The 21,445-nt window shown below is 47.8% G+C and carries 21 protein-coding genes; 20 read left to right on the plus strand and 1 reads right to left on the minus strand.

Features of this window, described 5'->3' with window-relative positions:
• The first annotated feature begins 10 nt into the window (after nucleotides 1–10).
• The 17 genes from ACXADP_RS03825 (at nucleotide 11) to ACXADP_RS03905 (ending at nucleotide 15,406) form a co-directional block, all read left to right on the plus strand.
• Complete coding sequence (locus tag ACXADP_RS03825; protein WP_027954734.1) at nucleotides 11–874, plus strand: F0F1 ATP synthase subunit gamma; 864 nt, start codon at nucleotides 11–13, stop codon at nucleotides 872–874.
• Between the two features lie 40 nt (nucleotides 875–914).
• Nucleotides 915–2,327 carry a F0F1 ATP synthase subunit beta gene (atpD, locus tag ACXADP_RS03830; RefSeq protein ID WP_474969750.1) on the plus strand — a complete coding sequence of 471 codons (1,413 nt, stop codon included), beginning with the start codon at nucleotides 915–917 and terminating at the stop codon, nucleotides 2,325–2,327.
• A 74-nt stretch (nucleotides 2,328–2,401) separates the two neighbouring features.
• Nucleotides 2,402–2,806: a F0F1 ATP synthase subunit epsilon gene (locus ACXADP_RS03835; protein ID WP_027954736.1), complete on the plus strand. Its 405-nt coding sequence runs from the start codon at nucleotides 2,402–2,404 to the stop codon at nucleotides 2,804–2,806.
• 189 nt (nucleotides 2,807–2,995) lie between these two features.
• Complete coding sequence (locus ACXADP_RS03840; RefSeq protein WP_027954737.1) at nucleotides 2,996–3,229, plus strand: DUF1146 family protein; 234 nt, start codon at nucleotides 2,996–2,998, stop codon at nucleotides 3,227–3,229.
• A gap of 87 nt (nucleotides 3,230–3,316) precedes the next feature.
• Nucleotides 3,317–4,027: a YwmB family TATA-box binding protein gene (locus tag ACXADP_RS03845; protein WP_474970854.1), complete on the plus strand. Its 711-nt coding sequence runs from the start codon at nucleotides 3,317–3,319 to the stop codon at nucleotides 4,025–4,027.
• Between the two features lie 34 nt (nucleotides 4,028–4,061).
• A complete protein-coding gene (murA, locus tag ACXADP_RS03850) occupies nucleotides 4,062–5,372 on the plus strand; it encodes a UDP-N-acetylglucosamine 1-carboxyvinyltransferase (protein WP_027954739.1) in 1,311 nt (436 codons plus the stop codon).
• A 129-nt stretch (nucleotides 5,373–5,501) separates the two neighbouring features.
• The gene (gene spoIID, locus ACXADP_RS03855) at nucleotides 5,502–6,512 is read left to right on the plus strand and encodes a stage II sporulation protein D (protein ID WP_474969748.1); all 1,011 of its coding nucleotides are present in this window, start codon (nucleotides 5,502–5,504) and stop codon (nucleotides 6,510–6,512) included.
• 371 nt (nucleotides 6,513–6,883) lie between these two features.
• Nucleotides 6,884–7,771 carry a peptidoglycan DD-metalloendopeptidase family protein gene (locus ACXADP_RS03860; RefSeq protein WP_474969747.1) on the plus strand — a complete coding sequence of 296 codons (888 nt, stop codon included), beginning with the start codon at nucleotides 6,884–6,886 and terminating at the stop codon, nucleotides 7,769–7,771.
• A 261-nt stretch (nucleotides 7,772–8,032) separates the two neighbouring features.
• Nucleotides 8,033–8,314, plus strand: a complete 282-nt coding sequence (gene spoIIID, locus ACXADP_RS03865) for a sporulation transcriptional regulator SpoIIID (protein ID WP_027954742.1) — start codon at nucleotides 8,033–8,035, stop codon at nucleotides 8,312–8,314.
• Between the two features lie 258 nt (nucleotides 8,315–8,572).
• On the plus strand, nucleotides 8,573–9,571 hold the full coding sequence (gene mreB / locus ACXADP_RS03870) for a rod shape-determining protein (RefSeq protein WP_027954743.1): 999 nt from the start codon (nucleotides 8,573–8,575) through the stop codon (nucleotides 9,569–9,571).
• A 33-nt stretch (nucleotides 9,572–9,604) separates the two neighbouring features.
• Nucleotides 9,605–10,429, plus strand: coding sequence for a flagellar hook-basal body protein (locus ACXADP_RS03875; protein ID WP_474969746.1), 825 nt, complete (start codon nucleotides 9,605–9,607; stop codon nucleotides 10,427–10,429).
• A 14-nt stretch (nucleotides 10,430–10,443) separates the two neighbouring features.
• Nucleotides 10,444–11,271 carry a flagellar hook-basal body protein gene (locus ACXADP_RS03880; RefSeq protein ID WP_474970855.1) on the plus strand — a complete coding sequence of 276 codons (828 nt, stop codon included), beginning with the start codon at nucleotides 10,444–10,446 and terminating at the stop codon, nucleotides 11,269–11,271.
• Nucleotides 11,272–11,291: 20 nt separating this feature from the next.
• Nucleotides 11,292–11,594 carry a DNA-directed RNA polymerase subunit beta gene (locus ACXADP_RS03885; protein ID WP_474970856.1) on the plus strand — a complete coding sequence of 101 codons (303 nt, stop codon included), beginning with the start codon at nucleotides 11,292–11,294 and terminating at the stop codon, nucleotides 11,592–11,594.
• 250 nt (nucleotides 11,595–11,844) lie between these two features.
• Nucleotides 11,845–13,170 carry an FAD-dependent oxidoreductase gene (locus tag ACXADP_RS03890; protein ID WP_474970857.1) on the plus strand — a complete coding sequence of 442 codons (1,326 nt, stop codon included), beginning with the start codon at nucleotides 11,845–11,847 and terminating at the stop codon, nucleotides 13,168–13,170.
• Nucleotides 13,171–13,172: 2 nt separating this feature from the next.
• A complete protein-coding gene (locus tag ACXADP_RS03895; RefSeq protein ID WP_474969741.1) occupies nucleotides 13,173–14,261 on the plus strand; it encodes a class I SAM-dependent methyltransferase in 1,089 nt (362 codons plus the stop codon).
• 102 nt (nucleotides 14,262–14,363) lie between these two features.
• On the plus strand, nucleotides 14,364–14,786 hold the full coding sequence (gene fabZ, locus ACXADP_RS03900; RefSeq protein WP_027954748.1) for a 3-hydroxyacyl-ACP dehydratase FabZ: 423 nt from the start codon (nucleotides 14,364–14,366) through the stop codon (nucleotides 14,784–14,786).
• 368 nt (nucleotides 14,787–15,154) lie between these two features.
• On the plus strand, nucleotides 15,155–15,406 hold the full coding sequence (locus tag ACXADP_RS03905) for a hypothetical protein (protein WP_474969740.1): 252 nt from the start codon (nucleotides 15,155–15,157) through the stop codon (nucleotides 15,404–15,406).
• Nucleotides 15,407–15,441: 35 nt separating this feature from the next.
• Here ACXADP_RS03905 and ACXADP_RS03910 read toward each other — a convergent pair whose 3' ends face one another.
• Nucleotides 15,442–15,621 (minus strand): YjfB family protein, encoded by a 180-nt coding sequence (locus ACXADP_RS03910; RefSeq protein ID WP_474969739.1) that lies wholly within the window; start codon nucleotides 15,619–15,621, stop codon nucleotides 15,442–15,444.
• 203 nt (nucleotides 15,622–15,824) lie between these two features.
• Between ACXADP_RS03910 and ACXADP_RS03915 the strand changes: the two genes are divergently transcribed.
• From ACXADP_RS03915 to ACXADP_RS03925, 3 genes are all read left to right on the plus strand, one after another.
• A complete protein-coding gene (locus ACXADP_RS03915) occupies nucleotides 15,825–16,445 on the plus strand; it encodes a hypothetical protein (protein ID WP_474969738.1) in 621 nt (206 codons plus the stop codon).
• 476 nt (nucleotides 16,446–16,921) lie between these two features.
• Nucleotides 16,922–18,268 (plus strand): efflux RND transporter periplasmic adaptor subunit, encoded by a 1,347-nt coding sequence (locus ACXADP_RS03920; protein ID WP_474970858.1) that lies wholly within the window; start codon nucleotides 16,922–16,924, stop codon nucleotides 18,266–18,268.
• Nucleotides 18,255–21,332, plus strand: a complete 3,078-nt coding sequence (locus tag ACXADP_RS03925; RefSeq protein ID WP_474970859.1) for an efflux RND transporter permease subunit — start codon at nucleotides 18,255–18,257, stop codon at nucleotides 21,330–21,332. The genes ACXADP_RS03920 and ACXADP_RS03925 overlap by 14 nt, the downstream gene beginning before the upstream one ends.
• The last annotated feature ends 113 nt before the right edge of the window (nucleotides 21,333–21,445 follow it).

The raw sequence follows: 21,445 nt of genomic DNA on the forward strand, positions 1-21,445 counted from the left end.
GTGAAACAGCGTGGCGTCCCTTAGAGATATTAAAGGCCGGATTACGTCTACCAAAAAGACGAAACAAATCACAAAGGCGATGGAAATGGTCTCTGCCTCTAAAATGAACCGTGCGGAACAGAATGCTAGAAATTATGTTCCGTACAGCGAAAAAATTGAGGAAGTTGTATCAAGCATCGCCCAGGGTGGTGGAGACGCAAGTCATCCAATGCTTGAAGCGCGTGATGTGAAGAAGACCGGTTACCTTGTCATCACATCGGACCGGGGACTCGCAGGTGCTTTTAACAGCAGCATTCTGCGCCGTGTCTACCAGCAGATCCGCAGTAAGCATACATCCGCTGATGAATATACGTTGATTACAATCGGACGTATTGGACGTGATTTCTTCCGTAAGCGTAATATGCCTGTCGATATGGATATTACAGGCGTGTCCGATCAGCCGGACTTTGCCGACATTAAGGACATTGCATCCAATACCGTTCAATTGTATACCGACGAACGGATTGATCAGCTCTACATCTTCTATAATCACTACGTCAGTGCGATCACTCAGGAAGTGACAGAGAAGAAAATTCTTCCATTGACGGATTTGAATACAGAAGGAAAAGCAGGCCGCAGCTCTTATGAATATGAGCCGAATCAGGAAGAAATTCTTGAAGTACTGCTTCCTCAGTATGCTGAGAGTTTAATTTACGGGGCTCTTCTTGATAGTAAAGCAAGTGAGCACGCAGCCCGTATGACAGCCATGAAGAGTGCGACAGACAATGCCGATGAGCTCATCGGGGATCTGACGCTCTCCTATAACCGTGCCCGTCAGGCTGCGATAACCCAGGAAATTACCGAGATAGTCGGCGGAGCCGCAGCCCTCGAGTAGGAACTCTCGGATTTTTAAAAGTAAGTTAGGAGGGAAAACGATGAGTAATGGACGCGTAACCCAGATTATGGGACCCGTTGTTGACGTAACGTTCGATGATGGACATCTCCCAGATATTAATAACGCGCTTCACGTTCGCTACGAAGCGAAAAATGAAAACGAAAAAAGCGTCGACCTTACTTTAGAGGTTGCCTTGCACCTAGGTGACAATACGGTTCGTACCGTTGCTATGTCATCAACGGATGGTGTCATGCGTGGAACGTCAGTAACAGATGCCGGTAAGCCGATTTCTGTACCTGTCGGAGAAGTAACTCTCGGTCGTGTATTTAACGTAGAGGGCGGAACTATCGATTTAGATGAGCCGCTTCCAGCTGATGTACGCCGTGATCCGATCCACCGTGAAGCTCCTAAGTTTGAAAACCTTGCCACTGAGACTGAGATTCTGGAAACAGGAATTAAAGTCGTTGACCTTCTTGCCCCTTACGTAAAAGGTGGTAAGATCGGCTTGTTTGGTGGAGCTGGTGTAGGGAAAACCGTATTGATTCAGGAACTGATCAACAACATCGCTCAAGAGCACGGCGGTATCTCCGTTTTCGCTGGTGTTGGAGAGCGTACCCGTGAAGGAAACGACCTTTACTGGGAAATGACAGATTCCGGAGTTATTAAGAAAACAGCCATGGTATTCGGACAGATGAACGAGCCGCCTGGTGCACGTATGCGTGTAGCCCTTTCCGGACTGACAATGGCCGAGTACTTCCGTGATGAGCAGGGACAGGACGTCTTGTTCTTCATTGATAATATCTTCCGCTTCACACAAGGTGGTCTTGAAGTGTCTGCCCTTCTTGGCCGTATGCCTTCAGCCGTAGGTTACCAGCCGACGCTGGCAACGGAAATGGGACAGCTTCAGGAGCGTATCACATCAACGGATAAAGGTTCTGTAACGTCCATCCAGGCGATTTATGTTCCTGCCGATGACTATACAGACCCGGCCCCTGCGACAACATTCGCCCACCTTGATGCGACGACGAACCTTGAGCGTAAGCTTTCCGAGCAGGGAATCTACCCGGCGGTGGATCCGCTTGCTTCTACTTCCCGCGCCCTTGATGCGGATATTGTGGGAGAAGAGCACTACAATGTAGCCCGTGAAGTTCAGCGTACGCTTCAGCGTTACAAAGAGCTTCAGGATATCATTGCGATCCTCGGTATGGATGAGCTTTCTGATGAAGATAAACAGACCGTGTCCCGTGCACGTCGTGTCCAGTTCTTCCTTTCTCAGAACTTCCACGTAGCCGAGCAGTTCACCGGACAGCAGGGGTCTTATGTCCCTGTTGCTGAAACGGTGAAAGGCTTCCAGGAAATCCTCGACGGTAAGTATGATGATATTCCTGAGGATGCCTTCCGACTAGTTGGACGCATCGAAGAAGTCGTTGAGAAATCAAAACAAATGCAATAAACAACTCTGAAGGTTAAGATGCTCCCCATGGAGCATCTTACACCCCTTCATGAGATCGCCAAGGAGGAATACGTATGAGCACACTAACGGTGAGTGTAGTCACTCCTGACGGCCCGGTGTTGGAAGATGCATTTGAAATGGTAAGCTGTAAGGCAGAGAGCGGCGAACTTGGAGTCCTTCCGGGACATATTCCAATGGTGGCGCCTTTGACCATCAGTGCTGTCCGTCTAAAAGGCGAAGGAAGATCTGAACGAATTGCTGTCAGCGGCGGTTTTTTAGAAGTGCGCCCGGATAAAGTGACCATCCTTGCGCAGTCTGCTGAAAAACCAACGGATATAGATGCCGATCGTGCCCGTATGGCTAAAGAACGTGCAGAACGACGCCTTCAGGATAAGCAGGCCGATATTGATTTCCAACGGGCTGAAATGGCCCTTAAGCGAGCCATTAATCGTTTAGACGTTATTGAAAACAATTTCTAACTGCTTTCATTATGAGAGCAGTTTTTTTGTGAAAAGCTTGAGGCAGTCAGATGAATTGTCATTCCCCTGTAACTATGATGGAATATAGGGGATATTCTCGATATTCCCCGGGAAATACAAAGGCTGCGGCTTTTTTGTCGTTATGCCCGTATGATTAAAGGACTGGTAGATGAAGGAGGGTGAACAGACATGGAACAATATTTTGCCGAAGAAGCACTGATGAGCATGACCTCCCATTTGATTTTCATCATTATTACATGGCGTGCTCTGCAGTCGGTTAACTTTGATGCGTTCTTCCGAAAAAACCGCGTCTTTGAAGCAAGAGCTCTCCTTATTATAATCACGATTGCCCTTGGGACGACTGTCAGTAATTTTTTCCTCGACTTTCTATCGTGGTCAAACAGTCTTGTGTACTTGTTTTAATGTCTAATGCTGTTAGGAATTGTATCGTATGATTGTGCCTGTCCCTGGTCAAACTGAAAGTAAGACGATGCTTGGGGAGGCATAAACATGTGGAAGAATATTTTGGCCGGTGTGCTGGCAGCTGCCATTGTAGGAACAGGTGCTTATCCACAGGAAATGACACAGGAGCAGGAACCACTGATGATGTTTGCGTCATTTGCTGAGGATAAGCAGCTCAACGTAGAAGAATGGACCATGATGATGAAACGGAAGGTTTCCGCAGAACGATCCGGAGAAATCATGGAAAGGATTTTAGAGCAGGGGCAGCATCAGGATGTTTCCCATGAGGAAACGGCACAGGCGGAAAAATGGATTGTCACAAACCGTCAAAAAAATAAAAAGATCGTCGAAACATATAGTATGATTTCTCCCAGAAATATGAAGAACAAGGTAGAATTGGTTTATTCTATTCAGGGAGAGGGAACATCTTCTCTGACACAGGACTTGTTTCTTAGTGTGGAAGATGTAAAAAGTCGATATTTCTCTAAATCTGCTACAATTTTCTCTTGTCTTAAGGCCGTAAGCAATGGTATTATAGACGATGTTTTAGTGTATGAAAAATTCAAAGAAACTTTCGACGTAGCAACAATAGATGAAATCGACGAGAATGGCTGGACGAGCAGATCCGGCTGGACAGAGAAATGGGCTCAGTCAATACCCTCAGGTAAACAATCAATGAATGTTCAATTCGCCACAAGAACTTTGGGCGGGGAGACAAACATCACTATTGGCACACCCATTATTACTGCTGAATATTAATAATAGTGAATATGGACGCGGAGGAGAATGAACCTTGGAAAAAATCATCGTCCGTGGTGGGAGGCAGCTGAATGGTACCGTTAAAGCTGAAGGTGCTAAGAATGCCGTACTGCCTGTCATCGCAGCAAGTATTATCGCAAGTGAAGGAAAAAGCGTACTACACGAAGTACCTACTCTAGCTGATGTATATACGATCAACGAAGTGATTCGACATATGAACGCAGATGTCAATATGGTGGGGAACACTGTCACTGTAGACGCCTCAGGTGAGCTGCTGACAGAAGCTCCGATCGAGTATGTAAGGAAAATGCGTGCTTCTGTTCTTGTACTGGGACCACTTTTGGCCCGCTATGGCCATGCTAAGGTAGCCATGCCTGGCGGCTGTGCTATCGGATCACGTCCTATCGACCAGCACCTCAAAGGCTTTGAAGCCATGGGAGCTGATGTTACTGTAGGAAACGGGTATGTCGAAGCGGAAGTAAAAGGCCGTCTAAAAGGTGCAAAAATCTATTTTGATGTTCCAAGTGTAGGGGCGACAGAAAACGTCATGATGGCGGCAGCTCTTGCAGAAGGAACGACTACTTTGGAAAACTGTGCCAAAGAACCTGAAATCGTTGACCTTGCCAACTACTTGAACAAAATGGGCGCCCACATTGTAGGCGCAGGTACGGAAACCATCCGTATCGAAGGTGTGGAAAAGCTTTACGGAGCCGAACACACCATTATTCCGGACCGTATCGAAGCAGGAACCTTCATGGTAGCTGCAGCGATTACCGGCGGAAACGTTCTAGTACAAGGTGCTATGCATGAACACCTGAGATCCCTTGTCGCCAAGATGGAGGAAATGGGTGTTATCATCGAAGAAGAGGATGAAGGTCTGCGTGTGATCGGCCCTGATATTTTGAAGGCGACGGATATCAAGACGATGCCGCACCCTGGATTCCCGACAGATATGCAGTCTCAAATGATGGCTTTAATGCTGAATGCTACTGGAACGAGTGTCATTACAGAAACTGTTTTTGAGAACCGTTTTATGCACGTGGAGGAATTCCGCCGCATGAACGCAAGTATCAAAATCGAAGGACGCAGTGTAATTATTGAAGGACCATCCTCACTGCAGGGCGCAGAAGTAGCTGCGACAGACCTGCGTGCAGGGGCAGCCCTGATTCTTGCGGGTCTTGTTTCTGAAGGATACACAAGAGTGACAGAGCTTAAGCACCTGGACCGTGGATATGTAGACTTCGCAGAAAAATTAGCTCAACTCGGCGCTGACATCGAACGCGTGAAAGAAGAAGATGCCTACAGCGAAGAGCACGAACCAAGTGAATCTGTATCGACCTTATAATATACATTTTTACAGCCTGCCTGTTTCAATATATTTGAAATAGGCAGGCATTTTTTGTTCTATCATCTTTCATTTCTGGATACATTTTTAGTAGAGGATTTTACTATGTGTACAGCCAGGAGGGTGCGGATGAAAAAAAACAATCGAACAGGTCTGATGGTTGTTCTCGGCTTAATGATCACCATACTTGTCCTACCGACTTTAATCGTTATCCCCTTCACGAGTCCTGCGGATACATCAGAGGTGGAAGAAGCAGAACCGAAGGAGAAACAGGGAGAGGAGGAGTCTCCATTCCTTGTGAAGGTTCTGCGTTCCCAGACAGACCAGGTGGAAGAAGTCCCATTGGAGACGTATGTAGCGAGGGTGGTGGCTTCAGAAATGCCGGTCAACTTTGAATTGGAAGCCTTGAAGGCTCAAGCGCTGGCAGCAAGGACGTACATCACCCGTCATATGATTGAAGGAGCTCAGGTGTCAGAAGCAGCCGATGTTACAGACACGGTCACCCACCAGGTATATAAGAATGAGGATGAGCTCAGAGGCCAGTGGCAGGATGCGTTTAACAGCAACATGGAAAAGATTGAACAGGCGGTAAAAGCCACTCAGGGGGAAATCATCACCTATGATCACAAACCGATTACGGCTTCTTTTTTTTCCACGAGTAATGGCTACACCGAAAATGCAGGCGATTACTGGGAGCACGACATCCCTTACCTGCAGAGCGTAGAAAGTCCGTGGGATGAAGATTCTCCGAAATTCGCTGATCAGAAAATTGTTTCCACAGCGGAACTGGAGCAGACGCTCGGCATAGCCATGGATGGATCGATTCAGACGTCCACGATGACCAAAACAGAAGGCAATCGGGTGGATGAAGTTCATTTCGGCAGCCAGACTTTCTCAGGAAGGGAAATCCGCGAGAAATTCGGCTTGTCTTCAAGTGATTTCACAATCGAACAAAAAGGCGATCATGTCATTTTCACAACCAAAGGATACGGTCACGGAGTGGGGATGAGTCAGTACGGAGCCAACGGTATGGCGAAAACAGGGAAGAATTATAAAGACATCATCCACCATTATTACCAGGATACTGAAATCAGCCCCTTAAGCACCCAGACCGCCCTCCTCAGCTCAGCAGCCGAATAAGGATGAAGCAAAAAGCCGGATCCCCGGCTTTTTTTCTTTTTAAACTAAGCTCTGTTAAAGTCTGTTGCTGATATTTCAAACGATTACTAAATCGTCTCCGTCTGGAATTAGGGGTCCGATCCGTTGTTTACTCCAGAGCATGGGATGGCAGGGAAAACCGTCCGCTTTCCGTGGGGAATGATGAGCCCCACGGAAAGCGACTCCTCCCCAAACGCCCCTCATATACATCCAATTCTCGAAATCAGATATTCATGGACAGTCCTATACAGTAAATCATCACCATGGTGGTTTTGCCTTCATCTGTAAAATTTTTCATCACCGATGTATAGATTGGACAAGATCTGTTCAGAATGGTTTTTGAGGTGATAAACATGAAAGATGAAGGTAAAAAAAGCGTGACTAAATTAAAGTTCAAACGCTTGATGCGCAAGAAGTGGTTGTATCCAGCTTTGTATTTGTCCGTAGCTGCTTTAGTCCTTGTCGGCGTATTCTGGTATCAGCAGAGTGCCAATGATGTAGAAAACCAGATTGCTGACCAGCAGAAATCGCAGAGTCAGGATGAATTCCTTGTCAATGAAGATGGAGAGTCTGTACCCGTTATGGACCACCAGGAAAATCTGCAGATGCCTGTGGCTGACGAAAAGACAGCTTCCATCGTAACAAAATTCTACGACTACGAAGCTTCTGAGCAAGATCAAGAAAGTGCACTGGTCCTATACAACAATAAATACTACCAAAGTGAAGGCGTAGATATTACAAGAGAAGATGGAGAAGCCTTTGAAGTAACGGCTGCTCTATCAGGAACAGTGACTGAAGTGAAAGAAGATCCGCTGTACGGCAATGTTATTGAAGTTCAGCACGACGAGAATCTCTCTACCGTGTATGCTAGTTTAGAAAGTGTCGATGTACTGGCTGGATCGGATATCGCTCAAGGAGATGTCATTGGATCAGCAGGACGTAATTCCTTCGGACAGGCAAGCGGTGTCCATGTGCATTTCGAAGTCCGTAATGACGGTCAGCCGGTGAACCCGGAAGCATTCTTCGGTCAGCCGGTCAGCCAGATTGTGGAAAGTGCAGAAAAAGAGCCCGCTGAAGCTGAGCAGACAGAAGAAGGAACTCCTTCCGACAGCCCTGAAGAAGAAAACGGGGAACCATCGGATGAACAACTGAATAATGAGGAAGACCCGGCAGAAACAGAAGGCGGAGAACAGGCGCCTGATGAAGAAAGCGCATCTTCCATCTCTACAACACAGGCATAACAGATAAGGCTGACAAGAACATTCTTGTCAGCCTTATTTTTTTATTTTTTCGGGCATAAAATTAAGAAATCCGAACATCATGCGCATGCGAAGGCATATCGGGGCGGTTTTATTAATACAATGAGATAACCGAGCACTCGGTAACATCCAGGGTGAAACACCATGAATAGACATCCAGAAGCAAGTACCCCCTCATGTTATAACGGACGCTTTCCTAAACGCCCTATCTCCTTGGATAGTCAATCACAGGAGGCGAGTGGAGTGCATGATTACATCAAAGAGAGGACCATCAAGATCGGAGAGCACATTATTGAAACGAAAAAAACGGTGAGAGTGATCGCCAAAGAGTTTGGCGTTTCAAAAAGTACGGTTCATAAGGATTTAACGGAGCGGCTCCCTGAGGTCAATCCGGAGCTGGCGAAGGAAGTCAAAAAAATCCTGGATCATCATAAGGAAATCCGACACCTCCGTGGCGGGGAAGCAACAAGGCGTAAGTATAAAACGCAGATCATTGAAGAGCAGCCGGTTCAGCCTCAATTGTGAACAGTCCCTCCCATTGTCAAAATCCCTCAAGACTTGGTAACTTTTTTCAACTCCCATGAGACGAATGTCGTAATTTTGTGATAGAATATAGAATTAGATGTGTGATCATTTCAACAAAATAGACTGACTCAAATAGGGAAAACATAAGTTATCGAGTATTTGTATGGCATTGCCTGACAGCATAACGGATAACGGCCATCCGTTATGTGTTTTGTGGTGAGGTAATGATGTTTTTACAATAGGGAGGATCTACAGGACATGTTTGCGAGAGATATAGGTATAGACCTGGGTACAGCCAATGTACTTATCCACGTAAAAGGTAAAGGTATCGTTTTGAATGAGCCATCGGTCGTTGCGATGGACCGGAATACAGGCAAAGTATTGGAAGTTGGAGAAGAAGCACGGCGGATGGTCGGACGGACACCGGGGAACATTGAAGCGATCCGTCCTCTTAAAGACGGCGTGATTGCTGATTTCGATGTGACAGAAGCGATGCTGAAGCATTTTATACAAAAAACGAATGTGAAAGGTTTCCTTTCGAAGCCGAGGATGTTGATCTGCTGCCCGACGAATATTACGAAAGTGGAGCAGAAAGCCATCAAGGAAGCAGCGGAAAAATCCGGTGGGAAGAAAGTATATCTTGAGGAAGAGCCTAAAGTAGCGGCGATTGGTGCCGGCATGGATATCTTCCAGCCGAGCGGTAATATGGTCGTTGATATCGGTGGCGGTACAACGGACGTTGCGGTGCTCTCCATGGGGGATATTGTAACAGCTTCCTCCATCAAGATGGCCGGTGATAAATTCGACCACGAAATCCTTCAGTATATTAAGAAGGAATACAAACTGTTGATTGGTGAACGGACAGCTGAAGATATTAAAATCAGTGTAGCCACGGTGTTCCCGGGTTCCAGAAGTGAGGAAATCGAAATCCGCGGACGCGATATGGTTTCCGGGCTTCCTAGAACCATTACGGTCAATTCCGAAGAAATCGAAAAATCTCTTCGTGAATCTGTCCAGATGATTGTTCAGGCTGCAAAGCAGGTGCTTGAACGCACACCACCTGAATTATCCGCAGACATTATTGACCGAGGGATCATCATGACCGGCGGCGGAGCCCTCCTTCATGGTATTGATCAGCTCCTTGCAGAAGAATTGAAGGTTCCTGTTCTTGTAGCCGAGTCCCCGATGGACTGTGTGGCTACAGGAACGGGAATTATGCTTGAAAACATAGACAAGCGTATCTCTACAAAGTTATAAAAGGCTGAGATATCCGGGAGGAGTGAACGGACGTTGTTAAGAGGTTTTTATACCGCTGCATCAGGGATGATGGCCAACCAGCGGATGCAGGAAATGTTATCGAACAACATATCGAACGTAGAAACGCCGGGGTATAAACAGACCCAGGGAAGTTTACGGGCTTTTCCCGAGCTGCTTTTGCAGCAGATGGGATCGAAAACACAGCCGACGTCAACGGCTCCTGTCGTTCCGGATCAAGGTGAGGTCGGATCTCTTCACACAGGTGTATATCTTCAGGAGACCACGCCTGACTTTTCCCAGGGGGCTCTTAAAGAAACCGGAGTCTCTACAGATATGGCACTTGTCGCAGATGAGCTGCCTGATGAAGACGGTGCTGTTCTTTTTCAAGTGGAGAACACCGATGGTGAAGCACGTTACACGAGGAATGGGAGCTTTACGGTGGATGTGGAAGGATTTCTGACCACGAATACAGGGTACAGACTTCTTGATGAAAGCGGCAATCCAATCAATACCGCAGGACAAGCGTTTCTTGTGTCCAAAACCGGTATGCTCACGACAGACAGTGGCAGCACTCAGCTGGCCGTTTCCTATACACCAGATGCCAATGGGCTTGTCCCGGAAGGCAGCGACCTTTACGGCCCCGGAGAAAATGCCCAGCCTTTAGGGAACGCTCTGGAAAACGAAGGTGTGAATTTTTCCGTGCACCAGAACTACATTGAACGGTCGAATGTAGATATGAACCAGACGATGACAGAAATGATGAACACCTATCGTTCGTTTGAAATGAACCAGCGTGTCCTGAAAGCTTATGATCAAAGTATGCAGCAGGCCGTATCTGAAATCGGCCGCATCCGCTGAGGGAGAGGATCTATATGATTAATCGGTCCATGATTCAGTCAGCTGCAACGATGGGGCAGCTGCAGCAGAAACTGGATATCATCGGGAACAATATGGCCAACAGCCAGACGACAGGATACAAAAGTACCGGAGCGGATTTTGCCTCCCTCCTCGTTCAACAGTTGAACAACCAATCCAATGGACAAGCCGAAACAGGGCGTTTGACTCCTGAAGGCATCCGGGTCGGGACAGGTGCTGTACTCGGAAGTACGCGCGTGGATAGCAGCCGGGGGAGCCTGAAGGAGACAGACAGAGCTCTGGATGCTGCCCTGCTGGAAGAAAATCAGTTGTTTGTCCTCGATGTCTCTGATCAGAATGGCGGCTCAGAAACCCAGTATACAAGAGCTGGTCACTTTTATCTGAACCCTTTGGGGAATAATCAAGTGATGCTTACAAACGCTGATGGGCATGCGGTCATCGGTGAAGATGGTAATCCAATCATGATCGAAGATACCTTTGACGGAATATCCATCGCTGATGATGGATCGCTGCTTGTCCAGCGAAACGGCACCCAGGAAGTGGAAGGACAAATTCAGGTTGTGGAAGCGTCCCGCCCTCACTTACTGGAGTCCGCAGGTGGAAGCCGGTTCCGGATCCCTGAGGGAAGCGGGGAGGCTGGACTCATCGAGGCGCTTGAAGCAGGAAACATCAAGCTGCAAGGAGGAGCATTGGAACAATCCAACGTGGATATCGGTGCTCAAATGACGGAAATGATGACAGCTCAAAGAGCCTATCAATTGAATGCTCAGTCTATTTCAACAGGAGACCAGATGATGGGACTGGTAAACCAGCTGAGACCATAAACGTAAGGAGTAGAACGACCATGGCGACAGATCCAAAATCAAAAGGTAAAAAACTGAATAAAAAACAAGAGAAAGAACCCAAACGCACAGAAACGGGTGAAAAAGCAGGAGCTCAAGCAGATAAGAAAGAAAAAAATCTCCAGGGGCGCCGGCGTATTCTGCCGATCTGGCTGCGTATTATTCTTGTTGTGCTGTTCAGTGCGGCCGCTTTGATCATTGGGTTGATGGTCGGTTACGGCGTTCTCGGAGATGGAAATCCTATGGATGCTCTTAAGCTGGATACATGGAAGCACATCCTGGATATTGTAGTGAAAACTGAATAAAAGAAAGCTTGTACTCTAATCTTTATGCTTTCTTTCAGTAAAAAAGAACGGGCGCAGCAGCTCGTTCTTTTTTTTATATTCCTTCCAGCTTTCCGGCCGATGAAAGATTTCTCCACCGGTTATGGGACGGACGCACTGCCCGGATTTGGATACCATGTTCTGGAATATCGTTGTCGTTTGAAAGGTTTTCAAGTTCCGAATTAGGGAAAGAAAACCATACGGACATGAATCACAACGGGGAGGGTGACAGGTGAAAGCAGAAGTGTTTATCGCAGGTGGCGGTGTCGGCGGACTGGCTCTTGCTGCCAAGCTCGCTTCAAGAGGTGTACACGTCGTTATCGCAGAACAATTAAAAAAAGAATCTCCTGCTTATAAAGGAGAACTTCTGCAGCCAAAGACGCTGGCGATACTGGAACGCCTCGGGGTGCTCGATGAAATAGAGGCGAACGGCCATGCTTTGGATGAACTTCGATTCCAGGAAGTCCATCGCCGGGAAGGGCAGCCTCCGGAAGAAATCAATCTGACTGAGCTGAGTTACAGTCGTGTGGCAACGACCTATGACCATTCCTTGATGGTCCCTCACGAAAAGACGAAGGAGATTCTCCGCAATAAGGGAATGGAATATGAAGAGTATTTTCATTATCTTCCGGGCGCACGCTTCTTAGGGTTTGAGAATGGGATGGCTAAAGTCAAACAGAAGAAGGAAATCCTCTACATCCAAGCCGGTGTGTACATAGGAGCTGAAGGCAGGAGCTCTCCTACACGGGATGCGATGAACGTGGAAGTGAACCGGAAAGACTATAACCATCACTTTCTCACAGTTACCATCCCCCGGCCGGAAAGCTTCACAAAAGGGAAAATCATCACGACCTCCAGCTGTTTCCTCGGCTTATTCCCACTTCCTGACCGCGAAGTCAGAACAGTGTTCCTGATTAAGGCGGGAGACTACAAAAAAATAAAAGAGCTGGGGCTTGAACATCTGTACAAAGCTTACAGTGAACTGGAGCCTGAACTTGCTGAAGGTGTCAGGGCCATTAAAGACTGGAAGACGGTCCAATTGATGATCCCTTTTACGTATCACGTGGACAAATACTACTCAGGCAACCTGGCGATCTTAGGTGATGCCGCTCACACGGTTCATCCGATGGCAGGAGAAGGAATGAACCTGGCTGTTCAGGACGCCGATGTGCTTGGTGAACTTTTGGCGTGGTGCTGGGAGGAAGGGAAATCCTACGCGGATCATCTGCATTATTACGAAGAGGTTCGAAAGCCGAGAGTCGAATTCCTGTTGAACCTCAGTCATATGTCCGCCCTCGTTTATTCATTTAGATATGAGTGGTGGAGGCGTTTCCGCATGAAGGCCGTCCAGCGGATTTTCGATGATGACCCTCTTCATGTCAAGCAAATGCTGAATATATCAGGATTGGGGAAATGGGATTTCACTTTCATTGACCGGGGCATCCAGGGAAATGTCCTGCCCGTGAGAAAGAAGAAAGTATCGGATCAGGAACAGCAGCGCTTCTTGTTTTCTGAAGCTGAGGATTATCCTTGGAAAAGACCAAAGAAAGGGAGATGACAATGAATGAGTGGGTCACAGCTATGCAGGCAAGAAAATGGATGAAGAATAATGAATCCTTTTTACCGGGCTGGCATGCGTATGTTGGAGCGGAGCTCGGGTTGTTCGATGAGTTCAGGACGGCAAGGACGGTGGAAGCGATCAGCGAGAAAACCGGCTATCCTTATGACCTGCTCTCATCCTGGGTGAAAGTCGGTGTCGCCGTCAAACATTTAAAAAAACGGCCCAACAACCGATTCAGGACTTCCAAACGGAAGTGTGGTGCTCTTATGGGAGATGATGCTTCTCCAGGTGTCAAAGCCCTGCTGAAAGAAATGATGGAGCTGCATATCCCGACGATGCTCAGGTATCCCGATATCATCAAATCTCAGGAGCGGGCGGAATTCGATCATGAACGTCACGGAGGAGTAGTGGCTGAGACTTCAGCCCTTCTTGAACATTTTGCGATTAAGAAAATCAAGAAGATGATCCGTGAAAAACAGGTCCATTCCATTGTCGACTTAGGCTGCGGCCATGGAGGATATTTGAGGAAGCTGGCTGCTGAATTTCCGGATGTGCAGATGATTGGTGTCGATATTAACCAGAAGGTCATTGATAAAGCCCGGGAAATGTCCGGGGATTATTCGAATGTCACCTTTCAAGTCGGAGACATCAATAGCTGGACTCCGGAGGATGAACACGTGGATGTGATTCTCCTCCACAATATTTTTCATTACATTCATCCGGATGACCGGCCGCCGCTGTTGGACCACCTTTACTCGTACGTGCGCGCCGAGGGGCTGATATCGGTCATTACGCCGATCAATGAAACCGAGCATGGAGAAGCCTTTTCCTCCGCATTCAACAGTTTCTTTGTGGCTCACTCCAACCTTTTCGCCCTTCCGACGAAAAAAGAACTGCAGGAAGTATCGCAGACCTGTAAATTTGATCTATTCGACCTGAGTCCAATCGTTAAAGAAGGCTCGTGGTATACGTTCTGGCTGAGCCCGGCGAGCCCGGTAGAGGAAATCCACCAGACCGGATATTCAGGCGAATCGTCACGATCCCTGAAATCAAACGCCCGCAGCGCCGAATTGACCAGAAGTTCATAACCACCTTTTCAATGACAGAATCGTACAATTTCCGAAAAAATTTTGTTCCAGAGAGCTCCTGCCCTTATAATTAGAAAAGAACGCAGGAAAGGAGCTTTTAACATGTTGGACATTAACCAAATTAAAGAAATCATTCCCCACCGCTATCCCTTTCTTCTTATCGATCAAGTAGAAGAGCTTGTGGAGGGGGAGCGCGCGGTAGGCTATAAAAACGTAACGATGAACGAACCCTTCTTTCAAGGGCACTTTCCGGATTACCCGGTGATGCCGGGTGTTCTGATCACTGAAGCCCTGGCCCAGATGGGGGCAGTGGCGATGTTGAAGAAAGAAGAAAACCAGGGAAAACTGGCCTTTTTCACAGGTATTGACAAGTGCCGTTTCAAACGCCAGGTCAAACCAGGGGACCGTTTGAAGCTTGAAGTGGAAATTGTCCGCCTGAAAGGCCCTGTAGGTAAAGGGAAAGCGAAAGCCACCGTCGATGGTGAGCTTGCCTGCGAAGCGGAAATTATGTTCGCTTTAAAATAACTGATGAAAGACCCGTCTGAATGCGGGTCTTTTTTTATGGAAAAAGCTCTGTTAAAGCCTGGTGTTGATATTTTAAACGATTACTAAATCGTCTCCGTCTGGAATTAGGGGTCCGGTCCGTTGTTTACTCAGAGCATGGGATAGCAGGGAAAACCGTCCGCTTTCCGCGGCTCACGGTAGCCCACGGAAAGGGAGTCATTCCCAAGGCCGCCTCCTACAAATCCCATGACAGAAAGGAGTGATCTGAGCTCACATGTTAAACAACAACACCAAGCAATAACAGGGCCATGGAAAAAAAGCAGGGAGCATGGATGGATCTCCACCCGCTGGACATACTAACACTCAAGATGAGAAAAGGAGGAAATGAAATGAAATCCTTATTACTTAAGCTTATGACAGCTCTATTTGCCATCACATTACTCGGCGCTTGCGCTTCTGAAGAGGAGCCCGCAGAAGAGGAAAACGACACAGAAGAAAACATGCAGGAAGAAGAAAACATGGAAGAAGAAGAGAATATGGACGAAGAAGAAAATATGGATGAAGAAATGAAAGAGGAAGAGAAGGAACAGGAAGACATGACAGACGAAAATGCTCCTGAAGATGAAGAAAATAACGAATAACCGAAAGCAGGGAGAGTTCTCTCCCTGCTTGAACTTTATCCTCTTAAATCTACACGATTACCAAGATCAGGGTGGGAAACCGACTGGTTCAGCATTTCCACCATCTGACTCCCTTTTGCCTCGGACTCATCTTTCACTTTGTCCATTAATGCAAGGTTGGTCTGCTGTTTGAGCTGCGTCTGACCAAGGACCATCGATAAAGCGGCAGTATCCATAATATCCCTCCTTTCGTATTACCATCGGCGCCTCCGGAGCAAAATGAAGAGAAAACAGGAGGAAGCCGTCTATCAATCGTTGAAAACCTTTGGAAAAAGCATGCGTGTTATGTAAAATGGAAGTATAAACGTTCATACAGACTTTACAAATACGTGTTTCCACGTTTGGGTTGTGTGGAATAAGCGAATTGAGGTGATTAATGATGAAGTATAGAACGGCGAACGACTTAAAAGACCTGCTGTTGGAAGACTATGAAAAAGTAGTGAACAACATCCCGCTCGAAAAACTGGATGTTTATGTTTACCTTCAAACCGTCTTCCATGATACTTATGTGCCGGACGACACCTTGTACCAATTCATCTTCCGCCATTTCTTCCGGCTCGATAATCCAAGCTTAACGAAGGAATTCGAGATTTTCTATTTTAAACTGATGGAAGAACAAAGGGGATATGAACGGCCGAATATCGTCCAGATCACCAGGGATTTATATGAAGTGAAGAATCATAAGGGAAACCCTACGATGCAGTTTCCTCTGGCGGCTTCCATGCTTCATACCATCAATCCGGGCTTTCCTTCCTATGACAGTGATATTGTGAAAGCCTTTGATTTCTCCTCTACTTATCACCTGTCCGGATTTGAGAAGAAAATGAAACGGTATATCGGACAGTATCAGCATACATTCAAAACGTATGAAGAGCTGATCCAGGATGAAGCCCTTGAACCGATGTTCAATCATTTCGATGAACGGTTCCCTGAATACGACCTGCCTAAGATTAAAAAATTGGATCTTATGGTTGCCCAGCTCGGCAACCTGCTTCAATGAAAAAAAGAACCTCCTGAAAAGGAAGGTTTCCGGCTGTCGAGAACAATCTCGGCAGCCTTTTTTTGATTTCTCTAAGGGAGAGGATGGAGCAGTTCCGACCGGTGTCAGTTGGAAAAAAGAACCCCTTTTTTTGAAGTCACCCCGGGGATGTCACGAGGAGTTTCCGATGGTGACGCCTGAGGCAGGCATCCACCGGTAAGCGGAACGCTGCCATTCCCAGCACTTATGGATGACCCCGGTGTATCACAAAGTCCCCTCTAATAGTGCTTGGACCTTTCACAATATTGTCATTTTCGCTAAAACACTACAAGTTGCAATACATTTCACACTTTAGTAACATAATTCATAATTGTGACTATTTGGTCACTCCCACAAAAACAGTGGGATTTTGTCGTATGTTTGCGGAAGGTATTAGGGAAAATATAGATAGGAAAATGATGGGATCTCGGAGTCTTACTACGGAAGGGAAGTCTTTAATGAAACGGTTGTTGCTACTACTTATACTACTTTTCTTTGTAACCGCTTGTATGCAGGAGGAAAGCTCGAAAGAGACAGAAGAACGGGTGACTCCGGTGAAGGTGGATGGTGTTCAAAACGAGGATTTCGTTATTGAACGAAAAATTACAGGACGCGCGGCCTCGCCTGATTCCTCCCCGGTGATGCCCGAGACGCCAGGGGAAGTGGCCACCTTGAATATCGCTAAAGGGGACCGTGTAGAAAAAGGGGAGACGATAGCCGTCGTCCGCCCCGGTGGGAATGTGGGGGATCAGGTAGAACTGCAGGAGATTGCTGTCCGACAGGCAGAAAAACAGCTTGAGAATGCCAGGATTTCTGAAGAGCAGGCGCAGCTTGGCGTTAAGAACGCAAAAGACCAGGTGGAATTGGCAGAACAGGCCTCTCAGTCGGAAGCCGGTCAGACTGCTCAAGCGGCAGAGGCGGCAGGTCAGCAGTATGAGCAGGCGCAGCAGATTGCCGATGAAACGAAAAAATTGGTGGATGAAGGCACCATTCCAGAAGCTCTCTACAGTCAGGCGCAGAGTAGAGCTGATCAAGCCCAGGCTCAGTATCAGCAGCTTCAAGGACAGAAGTCCCAGTCTTCTTCAGCCGTCGCTCAGGCGGAAGCTCAAGTCGATCAGGCGCAGCAGCAGCTCGATCAGGCAGAGGTGGCTGTCGATCAGGCGGAACTTCAAGTAGAACAGGCGAATGTGCAGCTGAACCAGGCGGAAGAACAGGCAGCGAATGAGGCGATTACAGCTCCTGTGACAGGTGAAGTCGCAAGTCTGAGTGCAGAAGAAGGGGACACGGTGACAAATCAGCAGCCCTTTGCAACAATCGTTCGTTTGAACCCGATGACTATTTCCGCTTCCATCACTCCTGAACAGCTGGATCTTTTTGAAAAGGGGCAGGAGCTCCAAGTCGATCTCCCTGCTTTGGAAAAAGAAGCAGCAGCAGTTATCGGTTACATCTCTTCTGTTCCCGACGATACCGGCCTTTATCCAGTTGAAGCGACGGTCGACAATGCCGGAGAGGAAATCAAGCCGGGGATGATGGCCTCCTTCCTGCTCCCCGAAAATGTCGTTGAGGACACGTTGATTATTCCTACGGACGGTCTTGTTGAACAAAATGATGAGACATTCATATATAAAGTCGAGGAAGAGAAGGCTGTCCGTGTGGATGTGGAAGTGATCGAATCACAGAGTGACTTCTCTGCCGTTTCTGGTGATCTTACGGCAGAGGATGAGGTTATTACTACAGGACAGCTGACCCTCTCAGATGGTGCGCAGGTGACCATCATGAAGGAGGATTCTGATGAAGCTCGTTAATCTGTCCGTCAAAAGACCTGTGGGTGTCATTATGATTGTGGCCGCCATCTTAGGCCTTGGATTCGTTTCATTAAGAAGTTTAACCATCGACTTATATCCTGAAATTGAGCTTCCGATTGCGGTCGTATCCACTTCATACGAGGGAGCGGCCCCCCAGGAGGTGGAGAAGCTGGTCAGCCGGCCGGTGGAATCGTCTGTCAGCAGTATTGAAGGATTGGAGGTGCTTCAGTCTCAATCACAGGCTGGAGCGTCTCTTGTCCTTCTTCAGTTTAATACAGGAGTCAATCTGGACAGCACGCTTTTACAGGTAAGAGAAAATGTGGATCAAATCACCGGGGTCCTTCCGGAAGGAGCCTCGGATCCAAGTGTGCTGCGATTTGATCCACAGCAGCTTCCTATTATGACCATCGGCCTTTCGGGAGATACCCCGGATGAATTACAGCAGGCAGCGGAAAACCGGATTGTTCCGTTTCTGGAAAGGCAGGAAGGGGTTGCTTCCGTCAGTATTGAAGGCGGTCAGATGAGTGAAATCCAGGTGCTTGTCGACCGTGCGCAGATGGCCCAGTATGGACTCGATTCACAAACGGTCATCCAGGCGCTCAATGCCTCCAACCAGTCCGCCTCTGCAGGAACGATCGAAAAAGGACAGAAGGACCTCCAGATCAGGGTGGACGGGGAGTTCAGCTCAATTGACGACGTGAAGAATACGAGAATTCAATCACAGACAGGTGCCCAGGTTACCCTTGATCAAATCGCAGATGTCAGTGAAACACTGACGAACTCTGATACGGTGAGTAAAGTAAACGGGGATTCATCGGTCGTTCTTTCTATTTTGAAAAAGTCGGAAGCCAACACAGTGGAAACAGCGGACAATGTCAGGGAAGCCCTTGATGAAGTGCAGGGAGACCTTCCAGAAGAAGTCGGCACGAATATCGTTCTGGATACATCGGAGTTTATTAAAATATCCATTAACAGTGTCGTTTTAAACATCATTCTCGGAGGAATCTTCTCCGTGCTCGTCCTGCTGCTATTTTTGAAAAGTATCCGGGCGACGCTTGTCATTGGTCTGTCCATTCCGATCGCCATCATTTCGACCTTCACATTAATGTACTTCACAGGAGAGACACTGAACGTGCTGACGATGGGAGGACTGGCTCTTGGGATCGGTATGATGGTGGACAGTTCCATTGTTATTTTGGAGAATATCGTCAGCTACCGTCAGCGGGGATACTCAATGGTGGAAGCAGCTAAACAGGGAGCTTCAGAGCTTGCTCCTGCTGTTGTTGCTTCGGCTACGACAACACTTGTTGTCTTTCTGCCGATCATTTTTGTAGAAGGGATTGCCTCGGAACTCTTTACTCCGCTTGCGCTGACAATCATGTTTGCTTTGATTGCCTCGCTGGCTGTATCGGTCACGTTAATTCCGATGCTGTCGTCGAAGCTGTTAACAAAGTCCTTGAAAGAAAGCGGACGACGGTATTGGTTCGACCGATTCCTCGATAAAGTGAACAATGGGTACCGATCGATGCTGCGCTGGGTATTGAAGTTCCGGAAAACGACGATAGCGATTACAGGAGCTCTAATCGTCGGAAGTGCTGCTCTGGTGCCTCTGATCGGCACGGAATTCATCCCTCCGTCTGACCAGGGTCAGGTGGAAATAAGGGTCAACATGCCGGCAGGGACCTCGCTGGATGAAACAGAGTCCGTGACCGCTCAGGTGGACGAGCAGCTGGATACTTTTGGAAATCTCGTGGATGTTCGTTACCTGTCTATCGGAGGAGGTAATATGGGCGGTTTTGGAGCAAGCACCTCTGACTTTGCTTCCTACACCATTCAACTGGTCGAACCTGATCAACGGGAGAAAACGACCCAGACGGTGATGAAGGAAATGGACGAAGCCGTGTCTGATATTCCGGGAGCTGAAATCGAAGTCAGTGAACTGGATGCAGGACTGGGGACAGGAGCACCTCTTCAAGTACAGTTGAACGGTCCTGAATATGAAGTGCTTGATGAACTCGGCGGTCAAGTCGCCTACTTGATGAATGAAGTGGATGGTGTTCAGAACGCCGCTTCTTCGACCGATGAAGGACGCCCGCAGATGAATATTACCGTCAATGAAGCGAAAGCGTCTCAATATGGGCTGACCGAGCAGCAGGTGATCAGCCAGGTGCAGCTTGGATTCAATGGACAAGTCGCTACCCGGTACCGGGATGGTACGGATGAAAAAGACGTACGCTTCCTGCTTCCGGAGGAGGAGCGGCAGACGATTGCGGACTTAGAGGGCATGTCGGTTCAAACACCGAACGGAGCTCTGGTTCCACTTGCGACGATTGCCGAGTTGGAGCAGGTCCAGGGACCGGTCTCACTGTTGAGAGAAAATCAGCAGCCTCAGGTGAACGTTGAAGCGGAAATCTCAGACATTGATCTGGGAACAGCGACCGAGGAGGTCCGGGCGGAATTGGATGCCTTGAATTTCCCGGATGGATACTCCTACACGATTGGCGGCCAGGCGCAGGATATGCAGGAAGCTTTCGGTGATTTATCCCTGGCCCTGCTATTCTCTGTGTTTCTCGTTTATGCGGTCATGGCTGTGCAGTTTGAGAACTTCCTTTTCCCATTCATCATCATGTTCTCTCTCCCTGCCACTATTATCGGGATCAGCGGTGGATTGTTCATGACAGGACTTCCATTCAGTCTGCCGGCCTTTGTCGGTATAATCATGCTGGCGGGGATTGTCGTGAACAACGCCATTGTTCTGGTGGATTATATAAATATACTCCGCAGGAAATCCTATGACAGGTATGAAGCCATTCTGGAGGCTGGACCAAGCCGCCTGCGTCCAATTCTAATGACGACGCTGACAACGGTTCTAGGCATGGTCCCTCTGGCCATCGGTATCGGACGTGGAGCTGAAGCCCAGCAGCCACTGGCCGTCACGATTATATTCGGACTTACCGTCTCCAGTTTCTTCACATTGGTCTTGATTCCGGTTGTCTATACGTATTTTGATGACCTGTCTGCAAAAATCACAGGATTCTTCCGAAAACGATCGGCGAAAGAATAAATGAAAAAGGGTCTTCTCTACGCAGGGAAGACCCTTTTTCATTGTATGATAACAGCCTGAATTGAAGTGATAAGAATAGGACGGGCACGTACAGAGTAGCGGCAGCGTTGGAC

The sequence above is a fragment of the Halobacillus sp. AWH4_228 genome (assembly GCF_056158365.1).